The organism is Sphingomonas sp. BL-S-25 (genome assembly GCF_055521555.1).
This window is the reverse complement of sequence record NZ_CM145486.1, coordinates 3,920,491-3,939,298: the sequence shown is the minus strand read 5'-3', so window position 1 is coordinate 3,939,298 and position 18,808 is coordinate 3,920,491. Positions and strand designations below refer to the sequence as shown.

General features: G+C 65.3%; 20 protein-coding genes. 12 read left to right on the top strand and 8 right to left on the bottom strand.

Annotation, left to right across the window (positions count from 1 at the left end; all coding sequences use genetic code 11):
* Positions 1-239 precede the first annotated feature (239 nt).
* The 4 genes from ACZ1H8_RS19080 to ACZ1H8_RS19065 form a co-directional block, all read right to left on the bottom strand.
* Entirely contained in the window at positions 240-686 is a 447-nt protein-coding gene (locus ACZ1H8_RS19080) for a MarR family winged helix-turn-helix transcriptional regulator (protein ID WP_465178805.1), read from the bottom strand.
* Between the two features lie 264 nt (positions 687-950).
* Positions 951-2,357, bottom strand: coding sequence for a coniferyl aldehyde dehydrogenase (locus tag ACZ1H8_RS19075; RefSeq protein ID WP_465178804.1), 1,407 nt, complete (start codon positions 2,355-2,357; stop codon positions 951-953).
* The gene (locus tag ACZ1H8_RS19070; protein ID WP_465178802.1) at positions 2,357-3,118 is read right to left on the bottom strand and encodes a prepilin peptidase; all 762 of its coding nucleotides are present in this window, start codon (positions 3,116-3,118) and stop codon (positions 2,357-2,359) included. Before ACZ1H8_RS19070 ends, ACZ1H8_RS19075 begins: the two co-directional genes overlap by 1 nt.
* 19 nt (positions 3,119-3,137) lie before the next feature.
* Complete coding sequence (locus ACZ1H8_RS19065; RefSeq protein WP_465178801.1) at positions 3,138-3,629, bottom strand: SH3 domain-containing protein; 492 nt, start codon at positions 3,627-3,629, stop codon at positions 3,138-3,140.
* 99 nt (positions 3,630-3,728) lie between these two features.
* On the opposite strand from ACZ1H8_RS19065, the gene ACZ1H8_RS19060 reads away from it, so the two are divergent.
* A complete protein-coding gene (locus ACZ1H8_RS19060; RefSeq protein WP_465178800.1) occupies positions 3,729-4,727 on the top strand; it encodes a 2-hydroxyacid dehydrogenase in 999 nt (332 codons plus the stop codon).
* A gap of 54 nt (positions 4,728-4,781) precedes the next feature.
* Here the strand turns inward: ACZ1H8_RS19060 and ACZ1H8_RS19055 are convergent, their stop codons facing one another.
* The 3 genes from ACZ1H8_RS19055 to ACZ1H8_RS19045 form a co-directional block, all read right to left on the bottom strand.
* On the bottom strand, positions 4,782-6,185 hold the full coding sequence (locus ACZ1H8_RS19055; RefSeq protein WP_465178799.1) for an NAD(P)H-dependent flavin oxidoreductase: 1,404 nt from the start codon (positions 6,183-6,185) through the stop codon (positions 4,782-4,784).
* Between the two features lie 65 nt (positions 6,186-6,250).
* Positions 6,251-7,381: a glycosyltransferase gene (locus tag ACZ1H8_RS19050; RefSeq protein WP_465178798.1), complete on the bottom strand. Its 1,131-nt coding sequence runs from the start codon at positions 7,379-7,381 to the stop codon at positions 6,251-6,253.
* A 53-nt stretch (positions 7,382-7,434) separates the two neighbouring features.
* Positions 7,435-8,322: an alpha/beta fold hydrolase gene (locus ACZ1H8_RS19045; RefSeq protein WP_465178797.1), complete on the bottom strand. Its 888-nt coding sequence runs from the start codon at positions 8,320-8,322 to the stop codon at positions 7,435-7,437.
* An 18-nt stretch (positions 8,323-8,340) separates the two neighbouring features.
* On the opposite strand from ACZ1H8_RS19045, the gene ACZ1H8_RS19040 reads away from it, so the two are divergent.
* The 11 genes from ACZ1H8_RS19040 (at position 8,341) to ACZ1H8_RS18990 (ending at position 17,260) form a co-directional block, all read left to right on the top strand.
* Complete coding sequence (locus ACZ1H8_RS19040) at positions 8,341-9,687, top strand: protein adenylyltransferase SelO (RefSeq protein ID WP_465178796.1); 1,347 nt, start codon at positions 8,341-8,343, stop codon at positions 9,685-9,687.
* 84 nt (positions 9,688-9,771) lie between these two features.
* Positions 9,772-11,187, top strand: a complete 1,416-nt coding sequence (gene astD, locus ACZ1H8_RS19035; RefSeq protein WP_465178795.1) for a succinylglutamate-semialdehyde dehydrogenase — start codon at positions 9,772-9,774, stop codon at positions 11,185-11,187.
* Positions 11,188-11,411: 224 nt separating this feature from the next.
* Positions 11,412-11,627, top strand: coding sequence for a YdcH family protein (locus ACZ1H8_RS19030; protein ID WP_465178794.1), 216 nt, complete (start codon positions 11,412-11,414; stop codon positions 11,625-11,627).
* Positions 11,628-11,635: 8 nt separating this feature from the next.
* Positions 11,636-12,352, top strand: a complete 717-nt coding sequence (locus ACZ1H8_RS19025) for a Bax inhibitor-1/YccA family protein (RefSeq protein ID WP_110153858.1) — start codon at positions 11,636-11,638, stop codon at positions 12,350-12,352.
* A 2-nt stretch (positions 12,353-12,354) separates the two neighbouring features.
* A complete protein-coding gene (locus ACZ1H8_RS19020) occupies positions 12,355-12,675 on the top strand; it encodes a TFIIB-type zinc ribbon-containing protein (protein WP_465178792.1) in 321 nt (106 codons plus the stop codon).
* Positions 12,676-12,878: 203 nt separating this feature from the next.
* On the top strand, positions 12,879-13,664 hold the full coding sequence (gene cobA / locus ACZ1H8_RS19015) for a uroporphyrinogen-III C-methyltransferase (RefSeq protein ID WP_465178791.1): 786 nt from the start codon (positions 12,879-12,881) through the stop codon (positions 13,662-13,664).
* Entirely contained in the window at positions 13,661-13,957 is a 297-nt protein-coding gene (locus ACZ1H8_RS19010) for a DUF2849 domain-containing protein (RefSeq protein WP_465178790.1), read from the top strand. Before cobA ends, ACZ1H8_RS19010 begins: the two co-directional genes overlap by 4 nt.
* Before the next feature lies 1 nt (position 13,958).
* Positions 13,959-15,590, top strand: a complete 1,632-nt coding sequence (locus tag ACZ1H8_RS19005) for a nitrite/sulfite reductase (protein WP_465178789.1) — start codon at positions 13,959-13,961, stop codon at positions 15,588-15,590.
* Positions 15,583-16,008 (top strand): DUF934 domain-containing protein, encoded by a 426-nt coding sequence (locus tag ACZ1H8_RS19000; RefSeq protein WP_465178788.1) that lies wholly within the window; start codon positions 15,583-15,585, stop codon positions 16,006-16,008. Before ACZ1H8_RS19005 ends, ACZ1H8_RS19000 begins: the two co-directional genes overlap by 8 nt.
* Entirely contained in the window at positions 16,001-16,780 is a 780-nt protein-coding gene (locus ACZ1H8_RS18995; RefSeq protein WP_465178787.1) for a phosphoadenylyl-sulfate reductase, read from the top strand. The genes ACZ1H8_RS19000 and ACZ1H8_RS18995 overlap by 8 nt, the downstream gene beginning before the upstream one ends.
* A 144-nt stretch (positions 16,781-16,924) precedes the next feature.
* Complete coding sequence (locus ACZ1H8_RS18990; RefSeq protein ID WP_465178786.1) at positions 16,925-17,260, top strand: hypothetical protein; 336 nt, start codon at positions 16,925-16,927, stop codon at positions 17,258-17,260.
* 27 nt (positions 17,261-17,287) lie between these two features.
* On the opposite strand, the gene ACZ1H8_RS18985 is transcribed toward ACZ1H8_RS18990, so the two are convergent.
* A complete protein-coding gene (locus tag ACZ1H8_RS18985; protein WP_465178785.1) occupies positions 17,288-18,799 on the bottom strand; it encodes a replicative DNA helicase in 1,512 nt (503 codons plus the stop codon).
* Positions 18,800-18,808 lie beyond the last annotated feature (9 nt).

The following is an 18,808-nucleotide window of genomic DNA, read 5'->3' as shown; positions in this document are numbered from 1 at the left end:
CCCCGGTGCGCCCGGATCCGCAATCTGGGCACAGGCGATCCCCGGCAGCAACGCCGCGCCGGCAAGCGCCGCAACGCAAATTCCCTTATAGCTGACCCCGCTCAAACCGACCCGCTCACGCCTCCCTCGGATGCCGTATGGACGGACATCCCCGCCTCCGTAACGACCCAGACCCGAATTGGGTCCGGGGTTTTTGCAAGCCCTTCATTTCAAAGGAGACTTGCAGAGTTGGGCAAGTTTCACCCGCGCAAGGCCTCCGCGCCAAGCTGGATCCGATCGAGCATCTCGCGAAACCTGTGGAGTTCCTCGGGATCGATGCCGGCGAAGATCCTGCGCTCCATTTCCAGCGCCTTCGGCGCGATCTGTTCATAGAGCCGCCACCCCTCGTCACTGAGAGCCAGCAGGTGCGAGCGTTGATCTTCGGGATTGGGCGCTCGATCGACCAGCCGGCGATCCGCCAGCGCAATCGCGGCGCGGCTGACGGTGACCTTGTCCATATGAGTACGCCCGCAAAGCGCCTGCTGACTCATCGCTCCATCCTCGGCCAGAACTGCAACGAGCCGCCATTCGGATATCTTTAGGCCGAACAGCGCCCGATATGCATCGGCCACTTTATCGGAGACGAGGTTGGAGACGATGGACAGGCGGTACGGGAGAAATTCATCGAGTTTCAGCGTGGTGGGCATGCCCCTATGTTCCCGTCAGATCAGGTCGTTGCAACTGCAACCGATCACGATTGCAGATTTTGCAATGCTACCGGTAACATTTCGCACTTGCGGAACGATCCGCTGCGTTGCACAAAGATCGGGCCTTTCAGGCATCCTCTCCTAAGACTTTCCAAGGCCGTCCTTCGGGGCGGCCATTTTTTTATTCATGCGTGGCGCCATCGTGCGATCTGGCGGAAGCGCCGGCGGCCCTGTCCCCCTAGTCCGTCGGCGCTTCTCCGCCCCTCATTTCATCTGCCGCGCGATCGCCTTGCGCGTGGCCGCACCATAGGGCGGCTTGAGCCCGGCCAGCTTCGCGACGTCGATCCTTGGCTGGCGATAGACGCTGCGGGCATGGCTGAAGGTCTGGAAACCAGCCTTGCCGTGATAGGCGCCCATGCCCGACGGCCCGATGCCGCCAAAGGGCAATTCCTCCATGCTGACATGGAAGATCACATCGTCCGTAGTGACGCCGCCGGAGATGGTGCGGTCGAGCACCCTGCCCCGCTCCCCAGCGTCGGTTCCGAAATAGTAGAGCGCCAGCGGCCGATCCCGCCGATTCACTTCCGCGACGGCATCGTCGATCGTGTCGTAGCGTCGCACCGGCAGGATCGGGCCGAAAATCTCCTCCTGCATCACCGTCATGTCGTCGGTCGCGCCGCGGATGATGTGAAGCGGCATCTTGCGCGCATTGGACCCAGCGAAATCCTCGCTCGCCGGATCGACCCGGATCACCTCGGCCCCCTTTGCCCGCGCATCGTCGATCCAGGTCGACAGGCGCTCGAAATGCCGGTCGTTGATGATCGAGGTGTAATCGGGATTGCCGAGCACCGTCGGATAGAGCCTCGAGGCGGCGCGGGTCAGCCCGTCGATTACCTCGCCCTCGCGCTCGGCGGGCACGAGCATATAGTCGGGCGCCAGACAGATCTGACCTGCGTTCATCATCTTGCCCAGCACGACCCGTTCGGTCGCCTGCGCCAGATCCGCCGACCGGCCGACGATGACCGGAGACTTGCCCCCCAGTTCCAGCGTGACCGGCGTCAGATTGTCGGCCGCGGCATGGAGGATGTGGCGACCGATGCCGGTCGCGCCGGTGAACAGCAGATGGTCGAAGGGAAGCTCGGAAAACGCCTTGCCGACCTCCGGCCCGCCGCTGACGAAGGCTAGTTCCTCGACCGTGAAATAGCGGGCCGAAAGCTCCTCGAACAGCGCCGCGACGGCCGGGGTGAACTCGCTCGTCTTGACCATCGCGCGATTGCCGGCGGCGAAGACCCCGGCTAGCGGGCTCATGACCAGATTGACCGGGAAGTTCCACGGCGCGATCACGCCGACCACGCCCTTGGGCTGATAGTCGATGCGCGCCTTCGCGCCCAACAGTCCGAGCGGGAACATGACCGGCCGGCGTTCCGACTTCGCCCATTTCCCGACATGCTTCAGCGCATGCTTCAGCGGCGAGATCGACGCGATGATGTCGGTGATCATCGATTGTTCGCGGCTGCGGTGGCCGAAATCCTCGCTCAACGCGTTGCAGAACCGGTCGGCATTGTCCGACATCATCGCGATCGCGCGTTTCAACCTGTCGCGTCGGGCCTCGATCGGCACCGGCAATTCCGCCATGAATGCCGCACGCTGACGCTCCAGGATATCGCGCATCACCCCATCCCCTCCCATATCTGGCCGAGCCAGGTCATCCAGGCCGCCGCCGCGAGCATGACGCCCAGTGGAAGCCGATCCTGCATGCCCATCGGCTTCCCGCCAAGCCTCAATGCTGCGATCGCCCCGAAACCTATCATGCAGGCGACCAGCAGCACCAGCGGCAAGGCCTGCCAGCCGAGCCACAGCCCGATCGCGCCGAACAGTTTCGGATCGCCACCGCCCAGCCCTTCGCGCCCGCGAAGGCCGCGATATCCCGCCGCGACCGCCATCAGCGTGGCATAGCCAGCCACTCCACCGATGAGCCGATCGGGAAGCGGTGCTCCGATGCCGGCGAGCCCGATGATCAATCCGGTCGCTGCGAGCGCCGCGTTTAGGATATTGGGAAGCCAGAAGGCAGCTAGGTCGAGCGCCGCAAGCGACAGCAGCAGCCAGCCGAACACGGCGCCGGCCACACCTTCGATACCCGGCGCGACCAGCCCGCAGGCGATACCGATGCCGGCGCCGAGCAATTCGGTGACGGCATGGCTGACCGGGATCGGAGCACCGCATGCCGAACATCGGCCGCGCAGCATCGCGAAGCTCAGAATCGGGACCAGTTCGTACGGGCGAAGCGGCTTGCCGCAACTGTCGCATGCCGACCGGCTCGCTCCCGCGATGGATCGGGCGCGGGGCCAGCGGATCGCCAGCGTCGCGATGAAACTGCCGAACACCGCGCCGAGCGTACCCAGAAGCATCGGCCAGGAGGCATCAGGGATCATCGGCAGTGCCGCGGCCCCGTCACGGCACGGTTTCGTTGGGTTCGGTTCCCCAGATCCGCGACTGTTCGACATAGCCGCCACGGCCACGCGCATCGAAATAGCACCAGCCGTCCGAACAGCGGCTGATCCGCCCCACCACCCCGGGCGCTGCCCGCCAATTGACCTTGGCGCTGGATCGCGGCTGGGCACGCAGTTCGACGATCTGACCGGTGACGATCGCCGTGCGCCTGTCGCTCAGCAGGTTGACCTGCATCCAGCCTTCGGTCCCGTCCGGGTCCTGCACCTTGCGCCATTCGCCATAGATATCGATCACCCGGATCGGCAGGTCAGACCGTTGATACAGCCAGCTTGCGGGATAGTTGCGCCCCGGCCCGGTGCGCATCCGCGCCTTGCCTGCGGTGATCGAGGCGAAATAGGGCGGCTTGCGCTGCTGTGCCCAGGCCTCGCCGGCGCCCAGCGTCATCAGACCCAGCGCCGCAACGCCGAGGATGATCGAGCTACCGAGCCGCATGTCTGAAACCCCCGAAAAAAGCCGTTCCCGTGCTTAGCCCGAGCGGCGGCGACGCTTCAACCCGTTGACTGCCCTCCCTGTCCGGCCCAATCCATCGCCATGACCAGTTCTGCCCGGCCTTCGCGACCCAGGGTCATCGTAACGCGCGCGCTTCCCGACAAGGTGGAGGCGCGGATGGGAGAGCTGTTCGACGTCTCGCTGAACCGCGGGGACGTCCCGCTCGACCGGGCGCAGTTGGAAACCGCCGTCGCCGAATGCGACGTGCTGGTGCCGACGGTTACCGACGTGATCGATGCCGACCTGATCGCGCGCGCGGGCGACCGCCTGAAGCTGATCGCCAATTACGGAGCGGGCGTCGACCATATCGACCTGAAGGCTGCGCAGGCTCGGGGCATCGTGGTCAGCAACACGCCAGGCGTCATGAGCGAGGACGCAGCCGACATCGCGATGGCGCTGATCCTGGCCGCCCCGCGCCGCCTGGTCGAGGGCGACAAGCTGGTGCGCGACGGCAAATGGACCGGCTGGAGCCCGACCAGCATGCGCGGCCATCGCATCGGCGGGCGGACGCTCGGCATTCTCGGCATGGGGCGTATCGGTCAGGCCGTCGCCGCCCGCGCCCGCGCATTCGGGCTGCAGATCCACTATCACAACCGCCACCGGGTGCCTGCCGTGCTCGAAGGACAGCTCGGCGCAACCTGGCATGCCACGCTCGACAGCCTGGTCGAGGCGGCGGACATCCTGACGATCCATACGCCGCACACGGCAACGACCGAACATCTGATCGACGCGCGGCGGCTCGACCTGCTCGGGCCGGATGGCTGGCTGATCAACACGGCACGCGGAGAGATCGTCGATCCCGAGGCGCTCATCGGCGCGCTGCAGGACCGGCGGATCGCGGGTGCCGGCCTCGACGTCTATGTCGACGAGCCGCAGGTCGATCCGCGGCTGGTGGCGCTCGACACCGTCATCCTGCTGCCGCACCTCGGCGCCGCGACGTTCGAGGCGCGCGAGGCGATGGGCGCCAAGGTGGTGCTCAACATCCGCATGTGGTCCGGCGGGGACCGCCCGCCCGATCAGGTGCTCGAAGGCTGGCTCTGATCCTGGCGTGAGCCATCAGGCGCCCCTCTCCCGATCGGAAGAGGGGCTCCGGACTCAGTCGCCGGTCAGGATCCGGTCGACCAGTTGCTTCACCGTCGGCACGAACCCGTTCGAATAGAAGGGATCGCGCTTGAAATTATAGGCGGCGTGGCCGGCGAACATCAGATTTTCGTCGGTCGGCCCGCCATGGGCGATGTCCTGCAGCGTCTTCTGGATGCAGAAGCTGCGCGGATCGGCCAGGCGTCCGGTCGAGTTGGTCTCGGTGTCCGCCCAGGACGAGAAGGCGCACTGGCTGAGGCAGCCCATGCAATCCGCCTGGTCCTTGCGGATGATGCCCTGTTCCTCGGTGGTGACGAAGACTAGCGTATTGTCGGGGGTCTTGAGTGCGGAGGTATAGCCCAGGCCATACCATTCACGTGCGCGCAGCAGGTCGTTGCGCGTGACCCAGAAATTCTTGCCCTTCACCCCGACATCGAGCTGGAAGGTGTGGTCGCCCGCTTCCTGCGTCGAGAAGGGGATCTGCCGCTCGCTGCGCGCCTCGAGGTTGCGCAGGAACGGATTGCGGACCGCAGAAGAGTAGAATCCGGTCGGAGAGAAGCGGTGCAGCAGGACGTCGCCCGGCTCGACTTCCATCAGCTTCGACTTCCAGCCGGCCGGGATCGGGCTTTCCTGGGTCAGCAGCGGGCGCGTGCCGAACTGGAACGCGATCGAGCCCAGCTCTGGATTGTCGATCCAGTCGTTCCAGTCGCGCAGATACCAGACGCCGCCGGCCATGATGATCGGCACGTCGTCGGAAATGCCACCTTCGCGCATCACCGCGCGCAGTTCCTTGACGCGGGGATAGGGATCCTGCGGCTTCAGCGGATCCTCGGCATTGGACAGGCCGTTATGGCCGCCCGCCAGCCAGGGATCTTCATAGACCACCGCCGCCAGCCAGTCGGCCGCCTTGCTGTACGCACGCTTCCACAGCGCGCGGAAGGCGCGGCCGGAACTGACGATCGGCAGATAGTTGACGTTGTAGGAAGCAGCGATCTCGCTGAGCTTGTAGGGCATGCCCGCACCGCAGGTCACGCCGGCCACCAGGCCGCGGGTCCGCTCGAGCACGCCGTGCAGGACGCGCTGGGCACCGCCCATTTCCCAAAGGACGTTGATGTTGATCGCGCCCTTGCCGCCGGCGATATCGAAGGCACGCTTGACCTGCTGGACCGCGCCTTCGATCGCATAGGCGATCAGTTCCTCATGACGTTCACGCCGCGTCAGGGCCTTGTACACCTGCGGGATGATCTTGCCCTCGGCATCGTAGCTGTCGGCGTTCACCGCGCTGACCGTGCCGATCCCGCCCGCGGCTGCCCATGCCCCCGCGCTTGCGTGATTGGTCGCCGCGACACCCTTGCCACCTTCGATCAGCGGCCAGACTTCACGACCGCCGTACATGATGGGCTTAAGACCCTTGAACACTTTTCCTCCAACCTAAAACGCGCGCGACGCTAGCCGCATTGCCCTCGCGATGCGAGGATTATCCGTCAGCCCAGGATTCCGGGCCGGCCGACCGCTTGAGAATATATCTCGGCATAGGATCGGATCATCCCGGCCTCGTCGAACAACGCTTGAGCCCTCGACTGGTTCGCCTTGCCCACCCGCTCGCGCTCGTGCGGGTGCTGGGCGAGGATTTCGATCCGGTCGCGGATACCCACCGCATTGCGATCCTGGACCAGATAGACCTGGTTCAGGTCCGATACCATCGTCGCAATATCCCCTATGGCCGGCGCGACGATCGGCAGACCGGCCGCCATCGCCTCCAGCACGGCCAGCGGGGCCTGCGCGCTCTTAGACGACAAGGCGAAGATATCGAACAGGCCGAGATAGCGGTGCGGATCGGGAACGAAGCCCGTCAGAATGACCTTTCCATCGAGCCCCATCGCTTCGATCGCGGTCTGGATCGCGCCGCGCTCCGGCCCCTCGCCCACGATGACCAGCTTCATCCGCGTGTTCATCCCGGCAACGGCATGGACCAGCATCGGCAGGTCCTTGACCTCACGCAGCCCGGCGACCGTGCCGATGACGACCTCGCCCGGCTTGGGCTTCAGCATCGGCAGCGCATTCGCATCGGGCTTACGCGTGAAGTCCTTGGTCGCGACACCGTTCGGCACGTAGCGCAGCCGATCCATCGGCACGCCCCATTGGTGATAGCCGATCGATTCGAGCATCCGGCTGGGCACGACCAGTCCGTTGGCCGCCTTCAGCGCGATCTTGCGATAGGTGTTGCGCACCGGGTTGAGGCGAAACGCTTCATCGGCATTGAAGCCGTCCTCATGATGGACCAGCGGCGGCACGCCCTTGCCGAAGACCCGGGCAGCCATCGCGCCATCGATCGCACCCCAATTATAGCTGAGCACCAGGTCGAAGCGGCGCATGAACCGGGCGATCGATTCGTAGCGGCGGGCCGAGGGGCGTCCCGTCAGAAGCGGGGGATCCTGCGCAATCTCGTACTTCACCCCCGGCGCGATGGCGTCCCGGGCGCCGAGCTGGTCGGGCATCGAGGACACGATCGTGTGCCGGGCGCGGTCGCCAAAGGCATTCATCAGACGGACCGAGCGTGCTTCCTTGCCGCCAAGGTCGAAACTCGAATGCAGATGCAGGATGTGGATCGACATGAGTTCGGGCGCTTAACGGGGAAATTCGCCCCCGTCATCCCGTACCGCCAGGGTCAGGCGGCCGGTTGCAGCTTCGCGACCTTCGCCAGAAGCATATCGATCGCCTTGACCGCCTCGGGCTCCTCCAGTGTCGGCGCATGGCCGACATCCGCCACCGTGACGAGTTTCGCGCCCGGTGCCCGCTCGACCATCTGCGTCGCCACCCTCTCGCTCAGGATATCGGACCGCGCGCCACGCACCACCAGCAACGGCTTGCCCTTCAGCGCATCGATCGTCGGCCACATGTCCGGCCCGGCCTCGTTGCCGGGGACGCGGAACGGCTCGGCGATCTTCATGTCGTAATCCAGGACGATCCGCCCCTGGCTGTTGAGGCGATAGAGCCGCTTCGCCATGCGCAGCCAGTCCTCGATCCTGTAGCCGGGATAGACATCGCCATTGCCTTCGGCGACCGCGCGCGCCGCATGCATCCAGGTCGGATGCTGGACCGCCTTGCCGACATAGGTGCGGATGCGGGCAAGCCCGCTGGCATCGAGTTCGGGTCCGACATCGTTCAGCACCGCACCCGCCACCCGCTCGCGGTCGGTCGCGGCCAGCAGCATGGTGACGATCCCGCCCAGCGACGTACCGATGGCGACGAACCGCGGGATCTTCAGTTCGTCGAGCAGTGCCTCGACATCCTGGAGATAGGTCAGCGGCACATAGGTCATCGGGTCCTTGGCATAACCGCTCTCGCCGCGCCCGCGGAACTCGACAAGCAGCACCCGCCACTCCCCCGCCAGCCGCTCCGCTACCGCCTCATAATCCCGCACATTGCGCGTCAGGCCGGGAAAACAGACGATCGGCGGCCGGTCGTCGCGGCCTGGATAATCGCGATAATGCAGCCGAATTCCATCCTTCGACCACCAGAAGCCGTCCGTGTAGCTGTTGCGCCGTTCACCCATCGACCCCCATATCGCCGCATGGACTTCTCTCCGCAACAGGCGATCCTCGAACTCGGACCCGCGCTTTACGACCCGGTTCGGCCTGCCGACTTTCCGCAGGCGATCCTGCGCTTTCGCAACGACCGGGCGGCCGCAACCATTGGCCTCGACGCGCTGAGCGACGAGCAATGGATCCGTCATTTCGGCCGGTTCGAGCCGTTGCCGGGCAGCCTCGAACAGCCTCTGGCGCTGCGCTATCACGGCCATCAGTTTCGCGTGTACAATCCGGAGATCGGCGACGGGCGCGGTTTCCTGTACGCGCAGATGCTCGACGACAGCGGCCGCCTGATGGATCTGGGGACCAAGGGGTCGGGGCAGACTCCCTATAGCCGCTTCGGCGATGGTCGCCTGACGCTCAAGGGCGGCGTGCGCGAGATCCTGGCGACCGAGATGCTGGAGGCACTGGGCGTCTGCACCTCGCGCAGCTTCTCGCTGATCGAGACCGGCGAATCGCTTCACCGGGGCGATGAACCCTCCCCAACCCGCTCATCGGTGCTGGTCCGGCTGAGCCACAGCCATATCCGCATCGGCGCATTCCAGCGCGCGGCCTATCATCAGGACGAGGAGTCGCTCCGGCGCCTGACCGATTACGTCCTCCGCAATCTCTACCGCGAGACCCCGGGCGCGGAGCCGGCCATCCAGTTGCTTGATCAGGCGGTCGCCCGCACCGCCCGGCTGGCAGGGCAATATATGGCTGCCGGCTTCGTCCACGGCGTGCTCAACAGCGACAATATCAACCTGACCGGGGAGAGCTTCGATTATGGTCCCTGGCGGTTCGCGCCGACTTGGGACGTGGCCTTCACCGCCGCATATTTCGATCAGAACGGCCTGTACGCCTTTGGTCGCCAGCCCGAGGCTATCCACTGGGACGTGATGCAGCTGGCCGTATCGCTGCGGCTGATCGCCGAGTCCGATCCGCTGATTGCGACGCTGGAGACGTTCGGTGACCGCTATCAGGCGGGCGTGATCGAAGCGATGCTCTGGCGGTTGGGCGTCAAACCGCGCGACGGGGCCAGCGACCTCGCGCTGGTACAGGCGCTCGAGCGGGGGCTGCGCGACAGCCAGGTTCCGATCGACCGATTCTTCCAGGATCATTTCGGCAGTCGCCCACCCGACGGCGCCGAGTTCGAGGAACTGCGAAGCCGGCTCCAGTCCTATGCTGCGCGCAAGGATCGAGATCATCCCTATTGGTCGGATACCGAACCTTGCTCGATGCTGATCGACGAGGTCGAGGCGATCTGGTCGGCGATCGACGAGCGCGACGACTGGAACCCGCTTCGCGTTAAGATCGACGCGATCCGCCGTATGGGCCAGGCACTTGCCTGAGAACTGAGGCAGCGGGGGGTGGCGCGGCAGGGCCAATTGACGCAAGAGACCGAAACCTATCATCCAACCGACGCACGGAACCGAATGACTGGCCAGGACCTCATTTCGATCGAACCCGCAACCGGTGCCGAACTGTGGCGCCACCCTGTGGGAGATGCCGATGTGGAGGTCGCGGCAGCACGCGCCAGCTGGGTCGGCTGGGCGAAAACGCCGCTCGCCGATCGCATCGAGGCGCTGCGCCGCTTCGCCGATATCGTGCGGGAGCGCGGCGACGCGCTGACCGATCTGGTGGCGCGAGAGACAGGCAAGCCGGTCTGGGAGGCGCGGACCGAAGTCGACAGCGTCATTGCGAAGGTCGAAATCTCGATCACCGCCTATTCACAGCGCACCGGGGAGCAACGCACCGACGGCCCCATGAACAGCCGGATGGCGGTCCGGCACAAGCCGCACGGCGTGCTGGCGGTTCTGGGCCCGTATAATTTCCCGATCCACCTGCCCAACGGCCATATCGTGCCGGCGCTGCTCGCCGGCAATGCCGTGGTGTTCAAGCCGTCGGAAAAGACCCCGGCTTCGGGCGCCTTCCTGGTCGACTGTTTCCATGCGGCAGGCATTCCCGAAGGATGCGTCCGCCTGCTGATCGGGGGTCCGGACGCGGGCAAGGCGCTGGCTGCACACCCAGATATCGACGGGCTGTTGTTCACCGGGTCGGCACCGACCGGGATTGCGATCAATCAGCAGTTCGCCGCGCGGCCGGAAAAGATCCTGGCGCTGGAAATGGGCGGCAACAATCCCATCCTCGTGTGGGACGCGCCCGATCTCGGGGCCGCGGCGGTGCTAGTGGTGCAATCCGCCTTCACGACCGCCGGGCAGCGTTGCACAGCGGCACGCCGGCTGATCGTGGACGACAGACTGTACGACGCGCTGATGGCTGAGGTCGTATCGCTTGCCAGCCGGCTGATCGTCGATCACCCGCACGCCGATCCGGCACCATTCATGGGCCCGGTGATCGATAACGCCACCGCGGATATGCTGATCGGCAGCTTCACCGGGCTCATCGAAAGGGGTGGCCGACCCCTGCTTCCTCTTTCACGCCCGATCGCAGGCCTGCCATTCCTCTCTCCCGGCATCATCGACATGACCGACGTTGGCGACAGCCCCGACGTCGAGCTGTTCGGGCCGATCCTCCAAGTCTATCGCAAGAGCAGCTTCGAAGACGCGATCGCCGAGGCGAACAATACGCGCTACGGTCTATCTGCCTCGCTGATCAGCCAGGATCCCGACCTCTATGACCGATTCTGGACCGACATTCGCGCCGGTATCGTCAATTGGAACCGGCCGACCAGCGGCGCCTCTTCCGCGGCTCCGTTCGGCGGAGTGGGCTGGTCGGGCAATCACCGACCGAGCGCCTTCTATGCGGCGGACTATTGCGCATATCCCGTTGCCAGCGCCGAAATCGAGCGGGCGAGCGCATCGATCGGCGTCGGCCTGAGAGACGCCTGACGGATCACAGCGCTAACCGCCGTAGAGCCCCTTGAAACCGACCCGCCGCACGCCTAATTATCGGAGTGCGGGACCGGGCCCCTCTGGCGGCGGTCTTCTTCGGAAGGCGCCGTGATGTCGGACCGCATCGAGCTGGCTCGGTGCAGGTTTGATGGCTGATCGGTCCCAAACCTCCAAAGGCAACCGGGTCTGCTCGATCGATGAACCATCGATTGGAGTGGCATATGAGTGACCTGGTACAGCGGCTGATCGCAGCCCATCAAACCCTGAACCGCGAGATCCGGCGCGAGCTGGCGCGCCGACTGCCCGACACGCTCCGTCTGGCACGGCTCAAGAAAGAGCGACTCGCCGTCAAGGATCGGCTGTTCCGGCATTTCCCCGACGCAAGTCACATGCACCGCGTGGTCCGCAGCGCTCTGGGGCGCGCGCGTCACGCCTAGGAGTCCCCATGGAAAACCTCTCGCAATTCAACAGCAGAGCCGCAGCCGGCGCGCAGGCCCGCTTCGACGAAGGCCTGCGTCGCCACATGCTCGGCATCTATCGCAATATGGGTATTGGCCTGCTCGTCACCGCCCTCGTCGCGCTGGCGGTCGCGTCGACCCCGGCGCTGACCGCGCTCATCTTCGGCACCCCGTTGAAGTGGGTGGCGATGTTCGCGCCGCTGGCCTTCATCTTCTTCTTTCAGTTTCGCATCGAGAAGATGACCACCGCAGGCGCCCGCGCCGCCTTCTTTGCCTTCGCCGGGGTGATGGGCGTGTCGATGGCCGCGATTTTCCTTGTTTTTACCGCGACCAGCATCGCCAGCGCCTTTTTCGCCGCCTCGGCCATGTTCCTCGGGCTCAGTCTGTGGGGCTACACCACCAATCGCGACCTGACCGGCCTGGGCAGCTTCCTGTTCATCGGCCTGCTCGCGGTGATCGGCGTGAGCATCGTCAACCTGTTCCTGGGTTCGTCGACGCTGCAGATCATCGTCTCCGCCGTCGGTGTTCTGGTGTTCGCCGGTCTGACCGCCTGGGACACGCAGCGGCTAAAGAGCGAATATATCGCCTATGCCGGCCATGAAGGCATCGAGAAGATGGCAATCATGGGCGCGCTGTCGCTGTATCTAAACCTGATCAACATGTTCCAGCTGCTGCTGAGCCTGTTCGGTCAACAGGAGGATTGATCATGACTGCCAACGGACTTCCCTGCCCGGTTTGCCGCACCAACCTCGTCATGTCGGAGCGCCAGGGCATCGAGATCGATCACTGTCCGAATTGCCGTGGAGTCTGGCTGGACCGCGGCGAGCTGGACAAGATCATCGAGCGCAGCACCGCGGCGTTTGCAGCGCCCGCCCAGCCCGCCGCCCCGGCGCCGGGCTACCCGCCACAACAGTCGTTCGAGCCGCGCGCGTCGCACTCCGACGACCGCTATTACCATGACGATCGTCGCGGCCAAGGGTACAAGCAGAAGCGCCGTAAGTCGTTCTTCGAGGAACTGTTCGACTGATCGGCTGATCGAACGCCGCAACCGCGCCGAATGAAGCATGAACGCGCCGGCCCTTTTCGGAGGGCTGGCGTTTTCGTGTCGAGCAGCGCTCGGGGCGGCACTGCGCCAGGCAGGGCCCCGGAGACGCCCCGCTATAGTTCGGCTACGGCAGGCCCAATCATCCCTCCGTTGCCCTTCGCCGTCCGGCGGCCCATCTGCCTCGCATGGCAAGCCTTCTTGATCCTTCCGCGCGCGGGCGCGTGATCCTTGTCGGTGCCGGCCCTGGCGATCCGGGCCTGCTGACCGTTCGCGCCGTCGAGGCGCTGCGCCAGGCGGACGTGCTGGTCCATGACGGGCTGGTCGATCCGCGCGTGCTCGATCTCGCCCCTCACGCCCACCGCATCTCGGTCGCCAAGAGCCGGTCGAAGCACACCGTGCCGCAGGACGCGATCAATGCGCTGATCGTCGCCCATGTGAAGACCGGCGCCATCGTGGTGCGGCTGAAGGGCGGCGACCCGTTCATCTTCGGGCGCGGCGGCGAAGAGGTCGAGGCGGTACGTGCCGCCGGCCTGCCGGTCGAAGTGATTCCCGGAATCTCCGCGGCGCTTGGCGCGGCGGCGGAATTCAACCTGCCGCTGACCCATCGCGACTGGTCGAGCGCGGTCAGCTTCGTCGCCGGCCAGTGCAAGGGGCTGAGCGAACAGGACTGGTCGGGTCTTGCCGGCAAGGGCCGCACGCTGGTCATCTATATGGGCGTCGCGACCTGCCCCGACATTGCCGACAAGCTGATGGCGGACGGCGTCACCCCGGACATGCCCGTGGCGGTGCTCGAGCGCGGCACGCTGGACGGCTCGCGCGCGCTGCGCACGCTGCTCGCCGATCTTGGTCCGATGGTCGAGCGCGAGCAGGTGAAGAGCCCCGCGATTATCATCGTCGGCGAAGTCGTGATGCTCGCCGATGCACAGGACAGACTGGTCGGCTGGGCCAAGGCGGCGGAGGCACTCGCATGAAGCTGCTGACCGGAAACGATCTCGCCAGCGGCGACGTCACCTGGTGGACCGGTCAGGGCTGGTCGCGCCATGTCGAGGATGCGGTCGATGTGGGCGACCAGGGCGAGGCAATCGCCCATGCCGAGGAAGGCGCCCGGCGCGTCAACGGCCCCTATGTGATCGACGCGACGCAGACGCCGGAAGGCCCCCGCCCCGCGCATATCAAGGACCGCATCCGCGCGCTCGGCCCGACCGTGCGGCCCGACCTGACCCTCAAGCCCGCCGACCCCAATGCCGGCAGCTGGGTGATCTGACATGTACAAATATGACCAGTATGACCAATCGATCGTGGATGCCCGCGTCGAGGAGTTTCGCGACCAGGTGACGCGCCGCCTTGCCGGCCAGATCACCGAGGATCAGTTCAAGCCCCTGCGGCTGATGAATGGCCTCTATCTTCAGCTTCACGCCTATATGCTGCGCGTCGCGGTGCCCTATGGCACGATGGACAGCCGCCAGATGCGGATGCTTGCCCATATCGCGCGCAAATATGACCGCGATTACGGCCACTTCACCACGCGCCAGAACCTGCAGTTCAACTGGATCAAGCTGGAGGACGCACCCGACATCCTCGCCGAGCTGGCGACGGTCGAGATGCATGCCATCCAGACCTCGGGCAATTGCATCCGCAACATCAGTTCGGACCAGTTCGCCGGCGCCGCGGCGGACGAGATCACCGATCCGCGTCCCTGGGCCGAGTTGCTGCGCCAGTGGAGCACGTTCCACCCCGAATTCAGCTATCTGCCGCGCAAGTTCAAGATTGCGGTGATCGCCGCGGACGAGGACCGCGCGGCGATGCGGCTGCACGATATCGGGCTGCAGATCGTCGAAAAGGACGGCGTGCTGGGCGTCAAGGTCTTCGTCGGCGGCGGCATGGGCCGAACCCCGATGATCGCGCCAGAGGTCAAGGACTTCGTGCCGTTCGAGGACTTCCTCAGCTACATGGAAGCGTGCCTGCGCGTCTACAATCGCTATGGCCGGCGCGACAATATCTACAAGGCGCGGATCAAGATCCTGATCCACGACCTCGGCGCGGAGGAATATGGTCGCCAGGTCGAGGAGGAGTTCGCCAAGGTCAAGGCGCTGGGCATCGATCCGCCGCGCGCCGAGTTGGACCGGATCGCCGCCTTCTTCGCGCCGCCGGCGTTCGAGACCGGACTGAGCGACGAGATCGACCGCAGCGACCCCGACTTCGCGTTGTGGCTCGATCAGAATATCGCCGCGCACAAGCAGCCCGGCTATTCCATCGTCACGATCAGCCTGAAGCCGCGCGGCGGCATCCCGGGCGACGCATCTTCCGCGCAGATGGATTTGATGGCTGATCTCGCGCAGCAATACAGCTTCGACGAGCTGCGCGTGACGCATGCGCAGAACATCGTCCTGCCGCATGTGCGCAAGGCCGATCTCTATGCGATCTGGCAGAAGCTGGCGGAGGCGGGTCTTGCCGAGGCCAATCTCGACCTGATCAGCGACATCATCGCCTGCCCCGGCCTCGACTATTGCTCGCTGGCCAATGCCCGGGCGATCCCGGTCGCCCAGAAGATCACCGAGCGGTTCGCGGATCTCGACCGGCAGCGCGACCTGGGCGAGCTGAAGCTGAAGATCAGCGGCTGCATCAATGCGTGCGGCCACCATCATGCCGGCCATATCGGCATCCTGGGCGTCGACCGGAAGGGTACCGAGAATTACCAGTTGCTGCTGGGCGGTTCGGGCGCCGAGGACGTCAGCCTGGGCAAGATCACCGGTCCCGGCTTCGACGAGGACGGCATCGTCGATGCGGTCGAGAAGACGACCGACGTCTATCTGCGCGAGCGCCAGCCGGGCGAGCGCTTTCTCGATACCTATCGCCGCATCGGCATGGAGCCGTTCAAGGAGGCGCTTTATGGCTGATCTTCTGCGCTACCGCGACGACGAGGCGCATGACGAGCCGGCGGTGACGATGGACGCCTTTCTTGGGCAGTCAAACGCTACCGCCGTCCGGATCGAGGCGGGCGACGATGTCGCCCCGCTGCTGGGCAGCCTGGATCGCATCGCGCTGGTCGAGGTGAGCTTCCCGAAATTCCGCGACGGTCGCGGCTACTCCACCGCGCGCATCCTGCGCGAGGCGGGCTATGTCGGCGAGCTTCGCGCGCAAGGCGACGTGCTGGTGGACCAGATCCCGCTGATGCGCCGCTGCGGCTTCGACAGCTTCGCGCCCGAGGCGGAGATCGACCCTGCCACGCTGGCGGCTTCGCTGGCGCGCTATGAGTCCGTCTACCAGTCGGCGGCCGACGGCCAGATTCCGGTCTGGAAACGTCGCCATGGCTGAAGCGGACGCACACGGGATCGCCCGGCAACGGGATGTGATCGACGTGACGCCGCGTTTCACCGAGGCGGACGCGGTGCGCCTCAACAACCGGTTTCGCGGCACCGACACCCAGGACATGCTGCGCACCGTTCTTCATGAGCGGATGCTGGGCGAGGTCGGAATCGTGTCGTCATTCGGTGCCGAGTCGGCAGTTCTGCTCGACCTGGTCGCCACGATCGATCCGACCGTGCCGGTGCTGTTCATCGATACCGGCAAGCATTTCCCCGAGACGCTGGCCTATCGCGACACGCTCGCCGCGCGTCTGGGGCTGCGCGACCTTCGCATCCTCACGCCCGATCAGGCGATCATTGCCAAGCGCGACGAGACCGGGTTGCGCTGGTCCTATGATCCCGACGGCTGCTGCGAGATCCGCAAGGTCGCGCCACTGGAAACGGCGCTGGCGACATTCGACGCCACCATCACCGGGCGCAAGGCGTTTCAGGCAAGCACGCGCAATGCCCTGCCCCGCTTCGAGCTCAACGGCGATCGCCTGAAGTTCAATCCGCTCGCCACCTGGACGAAGGCCGATCTCGACGCCTGGTTCGAAAATCGCGGTCTGCCGCGTCACCCGCTCGAGGCGCAGGGTTATCTGTCGATCGGCTGCGCACCGTGCACCAGTGTCGTCCGTCCTGGCGAGGATCCACGCGCCGGGCGCTGGCGCGGCTGGGAAAAGACCGAGTGCGGTATCCACGATCCCACCGCCGACAACGATCCCAACCTTCCGGTCTTCTGACGACCTGCCGGATCATTGCGTCTAGGCCGTTGACGCGCCCGGCATCCCGGACCTAGCCTGTCTACGACGCCCTATGCGCGACAGCGCGCCGGTTCCGATCCGTTGCGCCATCGCCCGTTCAAGAGGGTCGCAAGGAGGTTGAGGATGGACCGGAGCCAGAAGGAGCAGGCAATCCGCCTGCATGAATGTCTCGACTATATCGGCCTGCGGGCACAGGCGACCTCGGTCGGTTTGCTTCAGCTGTGCGCCGAGCTTGTGGCAGTTGGCGTCCTGGACGACGACGCAGTCGAACGGATCAAGAGCGCGATCCAGCATGACATCACGGTCTCCCGGGCTCGCAAGCATGGTCAGCTCGAATTCGAAACGGTGCTGCGCCAGCGGCTCGATGCAGTCTTCCCGAAGAGCAGCGACCCGCGCATCGGTATCCGCGTCGGAACGATCGGCGACATGAAGAACGCTCTGGAGCCCGCCCAGGCCTGACCGGCGCCGCGGCCAGCGCACCGCACGCTATTCGTATTCGGGCGAATAGTCGCTGTGCGCCAGGTCGCTGAACTTGGTGAACTGACGATCGAAGCGCATGTGCACCGATCCGGTCGCACCATGGCGCTGCTTGGCGATGATCACCGTCGCCTTGTTTGCGACCTCCAGCTGCTTCGCCTGCCATTCCTCATAGGCGATGCGCTGCTCAGGCGTCTCGGTGCCGTCCGGCACCTTCGTCGGCGCCTTGAAGTCGTGATAATATTCGTCGCGATAGACGAACAGTACGATATCGGCGTCCTGCTCGATCGATCCGGACTCGCGAAGATCCGATAGCTGCGGCCGCTTGTCCTCGCGGCTTTCCACCGCACGGCTGAGCTGGGACAATGCCAGCACCGGAACATGAAGTTCCTTCGCCAAGGTCTTCAGGCCACGGGAAATTTCCGAAATTTCCTGCACACGGCCATCGCCCTGGCTGCGCCCGGATCCGCTCAGCAGCTGAAGATAGTCGACGATGACCATGCCGATCTTGTGCTGGCGCTTCATGCGCCGCGCACGCGTGCGCAGCGCAGCGATCGTCAGGCCGGGCGTGTCGTCGATGAACAGCGGCAATCGCTCCAGATCCGCCGCGGCCCGGGCGAATTTCTGGAACTCGGCCTGGCTCAGCTGGCCGGTGCGCAGCTTTTCCGAAATCACCTCGGCCTGCTCGGACAGGATACGCATCGCCAGCTGGTCGGCCGACATTTCGAGGCTGAAGAACGCGACCGGCGCACCGATCGACTTTTCCTCGGCGATGCCGGCGTCGAGGTCATCCATCCAGCGCTTCGCCGCATTGAACGCGATGTTGGTCGCAAGCGAGGTCTTGCCCATGCCCGGACGGCCGGCGAGGATCAGCAGATCCGACCGGTTGAAGCCGCCGGTCGACGCGTTGAGGTCGGTCAGCCCGGTGGTGATGCCCGAGATGCCGCCGCCCGAGTTCATCGCCTTCTCGGCCTGCTTGACGGCAAGCGTCGCGGCGCGGGTGAAGCTCTTCGCTCCGCCCTCGGCATCGCCCTTCTCGGCGACTTCATACAGCTTGAGCTCGGCGACCTCGATCTGCTTGGCGGGATTGATATCCTTGCTGGTGTCCAGCGCGCCATCGACCATGTCGCGTCCGACCGTCACCAGCGCTCGAAGCATCGCCAGATCATAGATCTGGTCGGCGAAAGCACGCGCGCCGATGATGCTGGCCGGATTGCCGGTCAGCTGCGCCAGATAGGCCGGCCCGCCCAGTTCCTTCATCGCCGGATCGGCGGCGAACAGCGGGCGCAACGTCACCGGAGTCGCAAGGCGATTGTCACCGACCAGGAACGAGATCGCCTCGTAGATACGCCCGTGCAGTGGCTCGAAGAAATGCTCGGGCCGGATCTTCTGCAGCACATCCTCGGCGATGCGATTGTCGATCATCATCGCACCGAGCAGCGCAGCCTCGGCTTCCACATTCTGGGGAAGCTGGACGGTTTCGGGCGCGGCGGGCATCGGCAAGGGAATCGGCTGGACCATGTTCGGAAC